The sequence below is a fragment of the Paenibacillus hunanensis genome (assembly GCF_014645615.1).
GTDB classification, from domain to species: Bacteria; Bacillota; Bacilli; order Paenibacillales; family Paenibacillaceae; genus Saccharibacillus; species Saccharibacillus hunanensis.
The window spans coordinates 19,803-33,744 of the sequence record NZ_BMMB01000004.1; the positions used below are offsets into that span (position 1 = coordinate 19,803).

10 protein-coding genes are annotated in these 13,942 nt (G+C 47.9%); 7 read left to right on the forward strand and 3 right to left on the reverse strand.

What is annotated here, in order from left to right; all coding sequences use genetic code 11:
• Positions 1-43: 43 nt before the first annotated feature.
• The gene (locus tag IEX62_RS08785) at positions 44-349 is read right to left on the reverse strand and encodes a rhodanese-like domain-containing protein (protein ID WP_188775095.1); all 306 of its coding nucleotides are present in this window, start codon (positions 347-349) and stop codon (positions 44-46) included.
• A gap of 101 nt (positions 350-450) precedes the next feature.
• Here IEX62_RS08785 and aroA point away from each other — a divergent pair, with 101 nt between their 5' ends.
• From aroA to ptsP, 4 genes are all read left to right on the forward strand, one after another.
• Complete coding sequence (gene aroA / locus IEX62_RS08790; RefSeq protein ID WP_188775096.1) at positions 451-1,740, forward strand: 3-phosphoshikimate 1-carboxyvinyltransferase; 1,290 nt, start codon at positions 451-453, stop codon at positions 1,738-1,740.
• A gap of 80 nt (positions 1,741-1,820) precedes the next feature.
• Complete coding sequence (locus IEX62_RS08795; protein ID WP_188775097.1) at positions 1,821-2,252, forward strand: CoA-binding protein; 432 nt, start codon at positions 1,821-1,823, stop codon at positions 2,250-2,252.
• Between the two features lie 369 nt (positions 2,253-2,621).
• On the forward strand, positions 2,622-4,502 hold the full coding sequence (locus IEX62_RS08800) for a glucose PTS transporter subunit IIA (RefSeq protein WP_188775098.1): 1,881 nt from the start codon (positions 2,622-2,624) through the stop codon (positions 4,500-4,502).
• Entirely contained in the window at positions 4,499-6,277 is a 1,779-nt protein-coding gene (ptsP, locus tag IEX62_RS08805) for a phosphoenolpyruvate--protein phosphotransferase (RefSeq protein ID WP_188775099.1), read from the forward strand. Before IEX62_RS08800 ends, ptsP begins: the two co-directional genes overlap by 4 nt.
• A gap of 129 nt (positions 6,278-6,406) precedes the next feature.
• On the opposite strand, the gene IEX62_RS08810 is transcribed toward ptsP, so the two are convergent.
• Positions 6,407-6,934, reverse strand: coding sequence for a type 1 glutamine amidotransferase domain-containing protein (locus IEX62_RS08810; RefSeq protein WP_188775100.1), 528 nt, complete (start codon positions 6,932-6,934; stop codon positions 6,407-6,409).
• 298 nt (positions 6,935-7,232) lie between these two features.
• Here IEX62_RS08810 and ytxJ point away from each other — a divergent pair, with 298 nt between their 5' ends.
• Both ytxJ and ccpA read left to right on the forward strand, forming a co-directional pair.
• Positions 7,233-7,574, forward strand: coding sequence for a bacillithiol system redox-active protein YtxJ (gene ytxJ, locus IEX62_RS08815; protein WP_188775101.1), 342 nt, complete (start codon positions 7,233-7,235; stop codon positions 7,572-7,574).
• A gap of 116 nt (positions 7,575-7,690) precedes the next feature.
• Entirely contained in the window at positions 7,691-8,695 is a 1,005-nt protein-coding gene (gene ccpA / locus IEX62_RS08820; protein WP_188775102.1) for a catabolite control protein A, read from the forward strand.
• A gap of 230 nt (positions 8,696-8,925) precedes the next feature.
• Here ccpA and IEX62_RS08825 read toward each other — a convergent pair whose 3' ends face one another.
• Complete coding sequence (locus IEX62_RS08825; RefSeq protein WP_188775103.1) at positions 8,926-12,021, reverse strand: transglycosylase domain-containing protein; 3,096 nt, start codon at positions 12,019-12,021, stop codon at positions 8,926-8,928.
• A gap of 662 nt (positions 12,022-12,683) precedes the next feature.
• Between IEX62_RS08825 and tyrS the strand changes: the two genes are divergently transcribed.
• Positions 12,684-13,940 carry a tyrosine--tRNA ligase gene (gene tyrS, locus IEX62_RS08830; RefSeq protein ID WP_188775104.1) on the forward strand — a complete coding sequence of 419 codons (1,257 nt, stop codon included), beginning with the start codon at positions 12,684-12,686 and terminating at the stop codon, positions 13,938-13,940.
• Positions 13,941-13,942 lie beyond the last annotated feature (2 nt).

Here is a 13,942-nt window from a genome sequence, read left to right on the forward strand (position 1 = left end):
ATATTGACAAGTTCATAAGAACAAGCATGAAAAAAGGTGGGGGCTATTCGCCCTCCACCCAGTCAATCATACCGCCTTCCATGTTCAGGCAGTTGTCATAGCCATGCTGGCTCAAGTATTCGCGTACACGCTCGCTACGGTAGCCGCTACGGCAGATGAGCACCGTTGGTGCGTCTGGATCAATTTCGTCCAAACGGCCTGGAATTTCACCCATTGGAATATGACGCGCGCCATCGATCATGCCTTGGACGACTTCCTCATGCTCGCGTACATCGATCAGCTGTAGCTTTTCGCCAGTGTTCATACGCTCACGTAGCTCATCTGTCGTAATCTGAGTTTGCTTGGACATCGTTATCCCTCTATTCATTAAAATAGTTCACACATATGCCAATTTGTTATACATTAGGCAATCTGTGTTCATCATACCAAACCCCGAAGGAGAATAAAACCATGGATGTTATTGTTACCCCTACTCCAGAGCTGAAAGGAGAGATCGGAGCCCTTTCTTCCAAAAACTATACGACTCGTTATCTGCTCGTTGCTGCGCTCGCAGACGGAACGAGTACGATTCATTTTCCGGCACATAGTGAGGATAGTGATGCGATGCGTCGCTGTATTCGTGATCTAGGAGCTGTACTTGAGGAAGATGATGAGAAGATCGTAATCAAAGGGTTTGGCAGCAAGCCTGTCGATGTGAAGGAGCTGAATGTAGGGAATGCAGGTGCTGTATTGCGTTTCTTAATGGCGATTGCAGCGCTGTGCCCAGAAGTGACCTTTGTGAATACATATCCAGATTCGCTGGGTAAACGTCCGCATGATGATCTGATCGAATCGCTCGGTCAGCTTGGTGTCGAGGTGGAGCATCAGCAAGGACGTCTGCCAATCACCATTCGTGGTGGCAAGCCAAAAGGTGGCAAAATTACCGTTTCGGGTAGCGTGAGCTCGCAGTATTTGAGCGCATTGCTGTTCCTGACTCCATTGCTGGAGGAAGACAGCGAAATTACAGTACTGCACGATCTGAAATCCAAAGTCGTGGTAGGTCAGACGCTGGAAGTGCTGGAGCAGGCGGGCATCGTAATCGAAGCGAGCGAAGACCTGATGCATTACCGTGTGCCTGGACGTCAGCAGTATAAAGCACAGGAATACACTGTTCAAGGTGACTATCCGGGTTCAGCTGCTGTGCTGGCAGCTGCCGCGGTTACGGTATCCGATGTGACGATTCACCGATTGCCTGTTCAGAGTAAGCAGGGCGAGAAGGCAGTAGTCGATGTACTGCAAATGATGGACGTTCCGCTTACACACGAAAATGATATCGTGCATGTACAGGGCAATGGACGCCTCAAGGCAATAGAGTTTGACGGCGATGCGGCGACAGATGCCGTGCTGGCAATGGTCGCAGCAGCTGTATTTGCTGAAGGCACATCCCGTTTCTATAATGTAGAGAACCTTCGTTACAAGGAATGTGATCGGATTACGGACTACCTGAACGAGCTACGTAAAGCAGGCGCCAATGTAGAAGAGCGTCAGGCAGAGATTATCGTACACGGTCGTCCAGAAGGGGTAGAAGGCGGCGTAACGATTGATGCGCATTATGATCACCGTGTAATTATGGCGCTGTCCATCGTCGGTCTGCGTGCTAAGGCACCGATTCGTATCCAGGACGCGCATCATGTTGCCAAATCGTATCCGCAATACTTTGATCATATCCGTTCGCTTGGCGCTAAGGTAGAATGGGTATAAGAGCATAGTACACTTCGCTGGCATGAACAGCTGTATGCGAAGCATGATAATGCTCTAAGATGATAAAGGAGGCATCAGCAATGGCTTTTGAAAATCCTTCACGGGAAGAAATTAAGACCATTCTGGAGCAAACCGGTAATATTGCGGTGGTCGGACTATCGGACAAAACGGATCGTACCTCTTATATGGTGGCAGCGGCGATGCAGGATCGTGGATATCGTATCATTCCAGTGAATCCGATGGCAGCAGGTGCAACGATTCTGGGTGAGACCTGTTATGCTTCACTCGCCGATGTGCCTGATCCGATCGATATGGTCAATGTGTTCCGTCGTAGCGAGTACTGCACCGAGGTTGCTCATGAGGCGGTACAGGCAGGTGCTCGTATCCTATGGATGCAGCTGGGTGTCGTAAATATGGAAGCAGCGGCAATTGCAGCCGATGCTGGACTTACCGTTATTATGGATCGCTGTATTAAAGTAGAAGATGCCATCGTACGACCTGTACGTAGCTAAAATAAGGCTGTACAGGGCAATAGAATCCCGTTACACTTGCTCAGATTCAGATTCAGATTCAGATTCAGATTCAGATTCAGATTCAGATTCAGATTCAGATTCAGATTCAGGTGCGAACGAGGAACAACATCGACTCTCAAAGTGGATATAGTATTCGGAATAAATAGAGAATTTGAGTGGTTTAGCTGCTCCAGTAATCGCAATGAGGTTACTGGAGCAGTTTTTATTTTCAATGAGCGGCAAGCGCTTGCATGCTTGTACATAACGCTTGGAAAGAGCTTGTTCAGACATCCTCTATAATCGTAGCAAAGTGCTTTGACAAAAGATGGCTGACAGCGTACCATCAGGTATAGGAAGGGGGAAGGCGCGTTGAATTGGCTAGGTTCCCTGCAACAGTTCGGTAGAGCCATTATGCTTCCTACAATGGTGCTTCCGGCTGCAGCCATACTGCTTAGCGTTGGCGGCTTACCCTGGGGGACATGGGGCTTGCCCATGGTTTCGGAGGTCGCTACGATTGCAGGACAAAGTATATTTCACTATTTACCCTTTATATTTGCGATCGGTGTAGCGCTTGGCCTTGCCAATCAGGAAGGACCCGCTGGACTCGCTGCATTTGCGGGTATGGCTTTATATGATTATGTGGTCAAGCATTTTAGCGATGCTTTACTACAGCCATCCACACTGATTGGGATTATCATCGGTGTGATTGCCGGAGCGGCATATCGTAGATTCAAAAATGTCCGTTTGCCCGAAGCGATTCAGTTTTTTGGCGGTTCAAGGTTCGTGTTATTGTTCATGGGCCTATTTTCGTCCGTTTTTGCGTGTCTGATGCTGTGGCTCGCTCCGATTCTACAGGAGCTGCTCAATGGATTAACCTGGGTGCTGTCCACGATGGGCGGCTTTGGTTTGTTTCTATACGGGGCATTGTACCGAATATTGTCTGCATTTGGCTTACATCATTTGCTTAACAATATCGTCTGGTTCCAGATTGGATCGTTTGAGGCGCACGGAGATATTGTACAGGGCGATTTGCCGCGCTTTTTCAGCGGAGATCCGACAGCAGGCATTTATATGGCAGGCTTGTATCCAGTCATGATGTTTGCGCTGCCTGCGGCTGCACTGGCGATTATTCAAGAGGCGAGGGAAGACCTGAAGCCCAAAGTCCGCAAAACCTTTATGCGGGCGGCGCTGGTCTGCTTTTTAACCGGTGTATCAGAGCAGATTGAGTTTGCCTTTTTATTTGCATCACCGGGACTGTTCATTTTGCATATTATTTTGTCCGGTCTGGCGATGTGGATCACGTATGCACTCGATATTCATCATGGCTTTTCGTACTCTGCGGGTGTGATCGATTACGTACTCAACTATCATTTATCAACAAATGCCTGGTTGCTTATTCCAATTGGGCTCGTTTATGCCGTTATTTATTATAATGTGTTTCGCTACGCGATTCGCACCTTCCGTATTCCGACACCTGGTCGGGAGGAAGCGTCGACACTTGGAGACTGGGTGGGTAATATTCCGTATCAGGCTCCACTCATTTTGCAGGCGCTTGGTGGTAAGGAGAATGTGGTACAGGTAGAAGCATGCATTACACGTCTTCGTTTGACGGTGGTGAATGACCGTCTGCTGGATGGTAAAGCATTGAAGGAGCTAGGCTCTGCGGGGCTGATCAAGCTCGGTGGAGGGAATGTGCAGATCGTGTTTGGCACCTATTCGGAGCTGATTCGCGAGGAGATTCGCAAGCTGATGGATCGCGATCTGTCGCATGTGAAGTTCTGTGCGCCGGTACAAGGGAAAATGATTCCATTGTCCGAGGTGCCAGATCAGATTTTCGCAGGCAAGCTGGTTGGTGAAGGAGTAGCCTTTGTACCGGACAGTGGCGAGCTGGTATCGCCTGTCGCAGGTACGATTATCCACCTGTATCCAACGATGCACGCACTCGGTATACGAACAGTGGATGGATTGGAGATTTTGCTGCATATCGGCATTGATACATCTCAGCAAAAGGGCTGTTTTGAAGCACATGTAGCTGCTGGTGATGTAGTGGAAGCCGGGCAGCTGTTGATCAAGTTCGACCTGGATACTTTGCAAAAAAACGCACCGTCACTTGCGACACCAATGGTTATTACCAATCCAGACCGTGTGAAGTCATGGAGCTATGCTCCCTTTAAACAGGTGAAAAAGGGGCAAGGAACGGTAATGTCGGTGGTTATGTATGACAAGAACGGTGGGGAGGAAAAAGCATGATTCAAGGAGTTGCGGCTGCTGCTGGAGTAGCCATTGGCAAGGCATTTGTGCTGCCAACATGGGAATGGGATGTACCGGATCAGAAGCTGGATGCGGTCGATCTGACCCGTGAATTTGAACGCTTGTACGAGGGTATTCGCACGTCCAAGCATGAGATTGAATCGATGAAAACGGAGTTTTCGGAAATTGCGGGGCCGGAGGAATCCAGCATCTTTGATGCGCATATCGCCATTTTGGAAGACCCTGAATTTATGAATGAGATTCGTGGAATTATTGAACGTCAGTACAAGGCAGCCGAGGTGGCGGTGCAGGAAGCAACCGATCACTTTGTTACGATGTTTGATTTGCTGGATGATGAGTATATGAAGGAGCGCGCTGCCGATATTAAGGATGTGGGCAATCGTCTGCTCAAGCACTTGCTTGGTGCGCCTGAAGTCAAGCTGCCTAGCGATAATGAGCCGTATGTGCTCGTAGCGAAGGAGCTTCCGCCTTCTCAGCTGGTGCATTTGAATCCACAGCATGTACTTGGCATCATTACATTGATGGGTGGAAAAACTTCGCATTCCGCTATTATGGCGCGTGCGCTCGGTATTCCGCTCGTATCCGGTCTGGAAGTCGAGCTGGATACACTCGTCCAAACAGGAGAAACCGTAGTCGTTGATGGCGATAACGGGCTGATTTATGTGAGCCCTGATCGAGATACCGTATCACATTACCGTAAGCTGCGTACGGAGCAGCAGCAGCGCAAGCAACAGCTGGAACTGCTGAGTAAGGTCGATTCGGTTACACGCGATGGTGTGCGTGTACGATTGTCCGCTAATATCAGCTCGGTGAAAGAGCTGGAAATCGCGCTCAAAAATGGTGCCGAGGGTGTAGGCTTATTCCGTACCGAATTCATGTACATGGATCGTCATGCACTGCCAACCGAGCAGGAGCAATTGGATATTTATCGTCTTGTCGCGGAAAAGGCAGGCGGCGAGTCGGTCGTTATTCGCACACTCGATATTGGTGGCGATAAGGAGCTGGACTATTTTGAATTGCCGGAGGAAGAAAATCCATTCCTCGGCTACCGTGCAATTCGCATCTGTCTCGACCATCGCGATATGTTCAAAACACAGCTACGCGCGATCCTGCGTGCTAGTGCTCATGGCAAAGTGAAGATTATGTATCCCATGATCTCATCGCTGGAGGAGCTACGTGCCGCTGGCGATGTATTGGATGAAGCCAAGCGCGAGCTGGATAGAGAAGGCATTGCATACGATCGCAGTATCGAGGTTGGCATTATGATCGAGGTGCCTGCTGCGGTAGCGATTGCTGATCTACTGGCAGGTGAATGCGACTTCTTCAGTATTGGCAGCAATGATCTCGTCCAATATGTGCTCGCAGTTGACCGGATGAATGAGCATATTGCTCATATGTACAATCCGTATCATCCTGCTGTACTGCGTATGCTACGTGCCACGATCAATGCAGCCCATGATGCAGGCATTCCAGTTAGCGTCTGTGGCGAAATGGCAGGTGACGAGCGTTCCTTGCCGTTCTGGTTACATCTCGGCGTGCATCGTCTGAGTATGTCGCCACAATCGCTCTTACGTATTAAGCAGTCGGTGCTGCATACTACTGCGCGCGATGCTGCTGCTATGGCAGCCGATTGGATGAAGCTTCGTACATCCAACGAGATTGAGCGAGAGCTGGACATTTATATTAAGGCATTCCATGCGCTCGTGAACCAGGATCAGAAGCTAGCTTCCCTGGCGTCGAGTAAAGCGAATTAAACGAACGAGACAATTAAAATTGAAAGAATTGAATAAAATGGAATGCGATGAATAAAATAACAAAAAGGCTTTCTCTCACGAGAAAGCCTTTTTTGCTTCTAAATAGATCAACTGTATCATGAATACCATTTAAGCCTTATCAGCCAGCGCATCACAAAATGCCAGTCCATACGGCGGCAAATCTGGCGGGCGGCGAGCCGATACGATGTGTCCATCAACAACAACGGCTTCATCCTTCCAGATCGCACCTGCATTTTCCATATCATCACGAATACCCGGTGTAGACGTAACCGTCACTCCATCCAGAATCTTAGCAGAAATGAGCACCCAGCCAGCATGGCAGATCTGACCGATCGGCTTGCGTGCTTCATGCATTTCGCGTACCAGCTCCAATACCTTTGGATAGCGGCGCAGCTTATCTGGCGCCCAGCCACCGGGAACAAGAATCCCATCATAATCGCTACTGCTCAGCTCATCAAAGCTGTATTCTGCTTGAGCAGGTACGCCATATTTACCGATATACGTTTTTCCTTTGTCGGCGCCAGCCAGATGCACCTCGGCACCTTCCTCACGTACACGATACACGGGATACCATAGCTCCAGATCCTCGAATTCTTCATCAACCAGCGCAATAACCTTTTTACCAGCTAATCTCATTCTATTTTCCTCCTATTCTATCGTTCTACATCAAAAGCATGCTTCTCATCTATTGTAACAATAACCGCGTTACGGAGCCATCTGCACAGCAAATGAAGCAAAAAAGCCGCATTATTAGTGGATTTGTGAAATGGAAATGATAACTACCATGAAAGTTACATTATGCAGGAAGGGCTAAAAAAGCGTTAACATTGACAAAAAAATAGATTTTTCAGCCCTTTTTTGATAAGATACTTATGATAGTTGATTATGAAAACGTTCTTACATTACAATATAACAAAAAAGGGATGTGTGGGTAATGGCAAACGTAACGGAATTGACAACGATCGACCAGCTAAATGAGGCTATTGATCATACCGCACAGAAGCCGCTTCTCGTTTTTAAACACAGTACGCGTTGTCCAATCAGTGCAGGAGCGTACCAACAATTTCAGTCTTATCTGGGCAGTGAGCCTAATGAAGATGTCGATTATAGTCTGATTTATGTCGTGGAAAATCGTGATGTTTCGCTTGCTGCTGCGGATGCGCTGGATGTACAGCATCAGTCACCACAGGTGCTTTTGATCAAGGACGGCAAGTCGGTATGGGATACATCTCATTCCAACATCACAGCTAACGCATTGCGTGAAGCGCTCTCTTGAAGAATTGTTAACATGATTGCATCAACCTGCAATTTATCGTATTATGAATGTAAATGAAAAATTAAGAAAATCGTTGAAAACAAGACGAAAATTTACCTGTAATGGAGAGAATGAACGTGACAGTAACTATTTACGATGTAGCACGCGAAGCCGGCGTCTCTATGGCTACCGTATCTCGTGTAGTCAACAACAATCCGAACGTCAAACCGCAAACCCGTAAAAAGGTGTACGAAGCGATCGAGCGTCTGGGCTATCGTCCAAATGCCGTTGCACGTGGTCTGGCAAGCAAAAAGACAACGACCGTAGGTGTCGTTATTCCTGATATCTCGAACTCTATCTTCGCCGAAATCGCGCGCGGGATCGAGGATATCGCCAATATGTATCATTACAACATCATTCTGTGTAATGCCGATAAGAAAAAAGAAAAAGAAATTCGCGTTGTGAATACGCTGCTGGAAAAGCAGGTAGACGGTCTATTGTTCATGGGTGGTACCGTAACCGAGGATCATCTGCAAGCGTTTCAAACGGCAGCAGTGCCAATCGTGCTCTGTGCAACACGCGATGAAGAGGGAATCATTCCTTCCGTGGATATCGATCATGAGCAGGCGGCATTTGATGCTGTAAACACATTGATCCGTCATGGTCACCGTGAGATTGCTATGATCAGTGGTACACTGCAAGATCCTGCGAATGGCTACGCTCGTTTCCAGGGCTACAAGAAAGCGCTTGAAGCTGCTAATATCGAGTACAAAGAAGATTGGGTGCGTATCGGTAACTACCGTTATGAATCTGGTGTGGAAGCGATGAAATACTTCATCGGTCTGAAAAAGCGTCCAACAGCGATTTTCGCTGCAACAGATGAAATGGCGATTGGTGCGATTCATAGCATTCAGGATGAAGGCTTGAAAGTTCCAGATGACTTCTCTGTGATCTCTGTGGATAATATCCGCCTTGCTTCGATGGTTCGTCCGCAGCTGACAACTGTAGCTCAACCGATGTACGATCTGGGTGCAGTAGCAATGCGTCTGCTGACCAAGCTGATGAAAAAGGAAAACGTGGACAACTCACGCGTTATTTTGCCGCATGAAACAATCCTGCGTCTGTCTGTCAATCAGCGTTAATGCATAACGAATAGACAATACGATAGTTGTCTGTAGTAGCCTGCCTGTGGAGAAGCATCTCTGCAAGCAGGCTATATTTGTTTATCAGAAAGATCATACTTCAAGAATAATGAGGTATCGTTCAATTCCATAGTTGGATTCCATTGTATATAAAAAGCGCCTTTCATGTATAACATGAAGGGCGCTTTTTATGTGTACTACATCGTATTCAAGCTACAATCAACACATCATTATCTTGCCTGTGCAGGCGCAGATGGAGCAGACGATTGATCGCCATTTACAGCGACAACGTAGAACCAGCCGCCATTAGCGGAGCCTGCATTGTACTGGAATGCGGTATCCCGTACCGTTCCGACCAGACTGAATGGCCCGCCATTGTTCTGGCTAAAATACACCTTATACGCGGTCGTAGGCTCTGCTGAGGAGGCCCAGCTTACATCGACTACACCGGAACCGTTGCTTTGCGCACTAACGGAGGTAGGCGCCGCTGGAGCCGTAGCACCAGCAGGGTCTGTTCCGTTATCCGATCCCGTTCCCATTTCACTACCACCAGGAACACCCTCGCCATCTACTGGCGGTGGTGGCGTTGGAATTGGACTGTAGCTAACCGAACCACTAGGTGCAGATTCATGTCCGCCCACATCGACTGCGGTAACGTAGAAGGCAGTATTGCCATTACCGGCTACTGTAGAGCTGAAGCTTCCTGTACCCAGCTTGCCGGATTTTTGATATTGATAAGAGCCGTCGCCATTAGAGCGATACAGACGATAACCGACTACATCTCCAGAGCCGCTACCGTTAAAGGTAATGCTTGCACTTGTACCATTGACCGAGATGCGTACATTGCTTGGTGAGCTTGGCGCACTACCATCATCACGACGTGGATCGACCTGAGTCGGTGCGTCAGCGCCAGCATCCTCGGGCAGATAGTGACTGAGCGAGTAGCGATTGCCTCTCATTTTGGATAGAGCGCTTTGCAGATCCTTGATCAATTGCGAGATCGGCATTTCACGCTTCACGACCGTACGCTGGCTAACCATATCGTCCGGTGTGCTATCCTGCGGAATATAGTTGACTCCGTTATACGTAATGTATTTTGCATACGATACGCCATCATCGAAGTCCTTCGGTACATATTTGGAATTGAAAATATCAGTGACCAGCTTACCGGATGCGCGTGTAGCGCTCGTTGGTAGCTTACCGCTAAAGCCGGATACGGTTTGCGTAACAATACCATCTGGTTTGCTAAACGAATCCGTTTGGAATAGCTCTGGATCACGATCGGTAACCTTATTCATAATCGTTGCCCAGATCGTTCGAGCACGTTTTTTACCATCGTTAGACAGTGTATTCACTGGCTCTCGATAACCTGCCCATACGCCAAGCGTCACATCTGGCGTGAAGCCCATAAACCAGACATCCGCATAGTTTTGCGTCGTGCCTGTTTTACCAGCAATCGGAATTTTGCCGTATTTGTTAAATAGACTTTGCAGAGAGCGTGCCGTACCATCGGAGCCGGACACTACGGTGCGCAGCATGTCTGTCATCAAATACGCCGTTTGCTTGGAATAGACACGCTGTGGATTAGCCTCATGCTTGTAAACGGTTTTGCCATAAGGATCATCCATTTGCTTGATCATATACGCATCATTGAAGACACCCTGATTCGGAATGGAGCCGTATGCATTCGTCAGCTCTTCAACCGTTACGCCGTATTTCAGACCACCCAGAACACCGGTCTGTGCGGAATAATCGGCATCCTGAATCGTTGTGATACCGAGCTTTTTAGCAAAAGCCCATGCCTTGTCGATACCGACCTTATCGAGGAACACTTTCAATGCTGGAAGGTTCAACGATTCATTCAGGGCCGTACGTGCAGTAACAAGTCCCTGATAACGACCATTCGCATTACCCGGAATGTGGAAGCCCTTGCTACCATCCTTCAGAACGATCGGTGCATCATCCAGAATGCTTGCCGGTTGTACAGCACCACTATCAAGAGCTGGTAAATACGCTGCGATCGGCTTCATCGCTGAACCCGGCTGACGCGTCATTTGCGTCGCATAGTTCATCTGCTCTTCCTGGAAGCTGCGTCCTTCGATCATGCCGAGAATGGCACCTGTTTTGTGATTGATCATCATGGCAGCCGTTTGTTCTTTTCCCTTGGTTTTGCTATCCGGGGAGAAGTTGCTGCTGTCTTCCGCTACTTCGTGCATCGTATTGTAAACCGTTTTATTAATGGTCGTATATACACGATACCCACCGGTCAGTAGCTTTTGACGCGATTCTTCAAATAACTGGTTGTACTCTTCTGTAGAGAGCTTGGAGAGATCGGTTTTTGGATTTTCCTGCTTCATGATCAGCAGCGCACCCTGACGCTCAATCTCCATCATCAGATACGGATAGGTAGAGTATGCCTTGGAGGTGGACTTCGCTAGTGCACCTTTAATATCAAAGGCAAGCGCCTCGCTATACTCGCTATTCGTGATTTTACCGAGCTCCTTCATGCGCTTGAGTACCAGCTGTTGACGCTGAACGGCACGGTTGAAGCCGGCTTCGTTAAATTTACCACCACTGCTGAACGCAGAATAAGCGCTCGGCAATTGCGGAAGACCTGCTATATAGGCAGCCTCTGCAATATTAAGCTTCTCCAGGTCATTCACACCAAAAATACCCTTGGCAGCTGCCTTAATTCCGAAAATATTGTAGCCATTCGAGCCTTTACCAAACGGCATTTTATTCAGATAGGCCGTTAAAATTTCGTCTTTGGTCAAAAAGCGCTCGATTCGCATCGATAGCAGCATTTCTTTAATTTTGCGATCTGCCGTTTTATCCGCACTCAGGAACACCCGTCTTGCGAGCTGCTGGGTGAGTGTACTGCCGCCTGTTTGCACAGATTCGTTCAGTACCTTTTGCTTGACGGCACGAAGTGTACCATTCATATCCACACCCATATGTTCATAAAAACGGTTATCTTCTATGGATATAATCGCATTGATAACGGATTTCGGAATTTGATCAAACGTTACCAGGCGTCTGTCTTCTTCCGTTCGTAGCTGTCCAATTGGAGAGCCATCGCTAAAATAAGCAAAGCCAGTTACAGCATTCTCATTAATAGCCTTAACAATCTCCTCACGCGAACGTACTGGCTCGTCCTTAACAATCGAAGAAACGTAGCCCAGCATAATTCCCCCACCAAATAATGCAACCGTAACGCAGAAAATCACAGTCCACTTCAAGGTGAGCCAGATTCTACGCCCCCAAGTACGGCCGCGGGAAGAGTTGGCAGGTTTTTTAGATGGACGATTGTCCTTCTTTTCAGCCATTAGTTTTCCCCCTTTTACCAGCCACTATTATAGCATAAAATACTAGCCAGCAATCAGTTTCTTATGTAGGATACTTCGTGAATAGTTCAAAAGTCTGAACATACTCGCATTGACTTGTTGGGAGCAATCATGTTATAAAGGTAGGTATATTTAAGTCGAGTAGCAATTTCATAGGTGAAAAGCGTGGAAAGACGCCCAGTAGAAGCGGAGAGCACTCTTGTCAGAGAGCCGGTGGTTGGTGCAAACCGGTAGAGACTTCCTTCGAATTACACGTCCTGAGCTGTCGAACAGCGGCATGCGTAGGGGAGTCGATTGTAACATTGGATCGATACTTCGCAGCACTGATCGACCGGAATATCCATTCCGTTATGTTAATGAAGTGGGAATAAGCCTGTACAAGCTGGCTGATGATTCTTCACTCGTATGGGAGCGCCTTGTATGCCAAGGTATAGCTGTCCGATTCGAGAGTGATCATCATGCTACAAGCTAGACGGCAATTCCAATTAGGGTGGTAACGCGAGATCTGCTCGTCCCTTGTCGGGGCGGCAGGTCTTTTTTGTATGTGCTGCCCCTGAGGAAATGACATCTATCGGTCTGTCATCCGTGCTTAACCTGCGTCATTTGTGAATGATTGTTAACATAATGAAAAGAGGGATTTATTCATGGCAAAATGGGAAGAATTATCACCACAGCAGCAAGCTGAGGTTGAACGTCAGCTTAGCGTAATTAAACGTGGTACGGTGGAAATCGTACCCGAGGATGAACTTCGTAACAAAATTATCAAATCACTTCTAACGGGTAAACCATTAACAGTCAAGCTGGGTCTGGATCCATCCGCGCCGGATATTCACGTTGGTCATACAGTGGTACTGCAAAAGCTGCGCCAGTTCCAGGAGCTCGGTCATGTCGTTCAACTGATTATCGGTGACTTCACTGGACGAATCGGTGACCCAACAGGCAAATCCGAAACGCGTAAGCAGCTGACCGAGGAACAGGTGAAGCATAATGCGGAGACGTACCAGAAGCAAATCGGTAAAATTCTCGATCCAGAGAAAACGACTGTATACTTTAATTCCGAATGGCTAAGCCCGATGAACTTTGCAGATGTGGTAAATCTCGCAGCCAAAGTAACGGTAGCTCGTATGATGGAGCGCGACGATTTCACCAAGCGCTTCCAGGGTGGATTGCCGATCAGTATCCATGAATTTTTCTACCCACTGATGCAGGGGATGGACTCGGTTGCACTGGAAAGTGATATCGAGCTAGGCGGTACAGACCAGAAGTTCAACCTGCTGATGGGTCGTACACTGCAAAAGGAATACGGTAAGGAGCAGCAGGTAGCGATCATGCTGCCACTAATCGAAGGTCTGGACGGCGTGCAAAAAATGAGTAAGAGTCTCGGTAACTACATCGGTATCGATGAGCAGCCAAATGAAATCTACGGTAAAGCGATGAGCATCCCCGATGAGCTGATGGCGAAATACTATGAGCTGGCAACTGACATCAATAACGATGATCTGGCGACACTCAAGCAAGGTCTTGAAAACGGAAGCGTTCATCCACGTGATGCGAAAATGAATCTGGCGTACACATTTGTACGCATGTACCACGGTGTGGAAGCGGCTGAAGCGGCGAAAAACCATTTTGTTACGGTCTTCCAGCAGCGCGCATTACCAGATGATATTCAAGAGTTTGTTATTGAGCCAGCACATCTGGAGAATGGTACAATCGGTGTGATTGATCTCGTAAGTCTGCTGGGCTTTGCTGCATCGAAAAGTGAAGCAAGACGTAGCATTCAGCAGGGAGCTCTCAAAGTAAACGAGCAGAAGCTGGATGATGTGAATGCAAGCATTGAGCCAAAAGACGGCGATATCGTACAGGTCGGCAAACGTAAGTTTGCGAAGCTAAAATTTTCCTGATG

Coding starts and splice junctions, on each gene's coding strand:
- IEX62_RS08795 (WP_188775097.1), top strand. CDS start 1,821: ATGGCTTTTGAAAATCCTTCACGGGAAGAAATTAAGACCATTCTGGAG.
- ptsP (WP_188775099.1), top strand. CDS start 4,499: ATGATTCAAGGAGTTGCGGCTGCTGCTGGAGTAGCCATTGGCAAGGCA.
- tyrS (WP_188775104.1), top strand. CDS start 12,684: ATGGCAAAATGGGAAGAATTATCACCACAGCAGCAAGCTGAGGTTGAA.
- IEX62_RS08785 (WP_188775095.1), bottom strand. CDS start 349: ATGTCCAAGCAAACTCAGATTACGACAGATGAGCTACGTGAGCGTATG.
- ytxJ (WP_188775101.1), top strand. CDS start 7,233: ATGGCAAACGTAACGGAATTGACAACGATCGACCAGCTAAATGAGGCT.
- aroA (WP_188775096.1), top strand. CDS start 451: ATGGATGTTATTGTTACCCCTACTCCAGAGCTGAAAGGAGAGATCGGA.
- IEX62_RS08825 (WP_188775103.1), bottom strand. CDS start 12,021: ATGGCTGAAAAGAAGGACAATCGTCCATCTAAAAAACCTGCCAACTCT.
- IEX62_RS08810 (WP_188775100.1), bottom strand. CDS start 6,934: ATGAGATTAGCTGGTAAAAAGGTTATTGCGCTGGTTGATGAAGAATTC.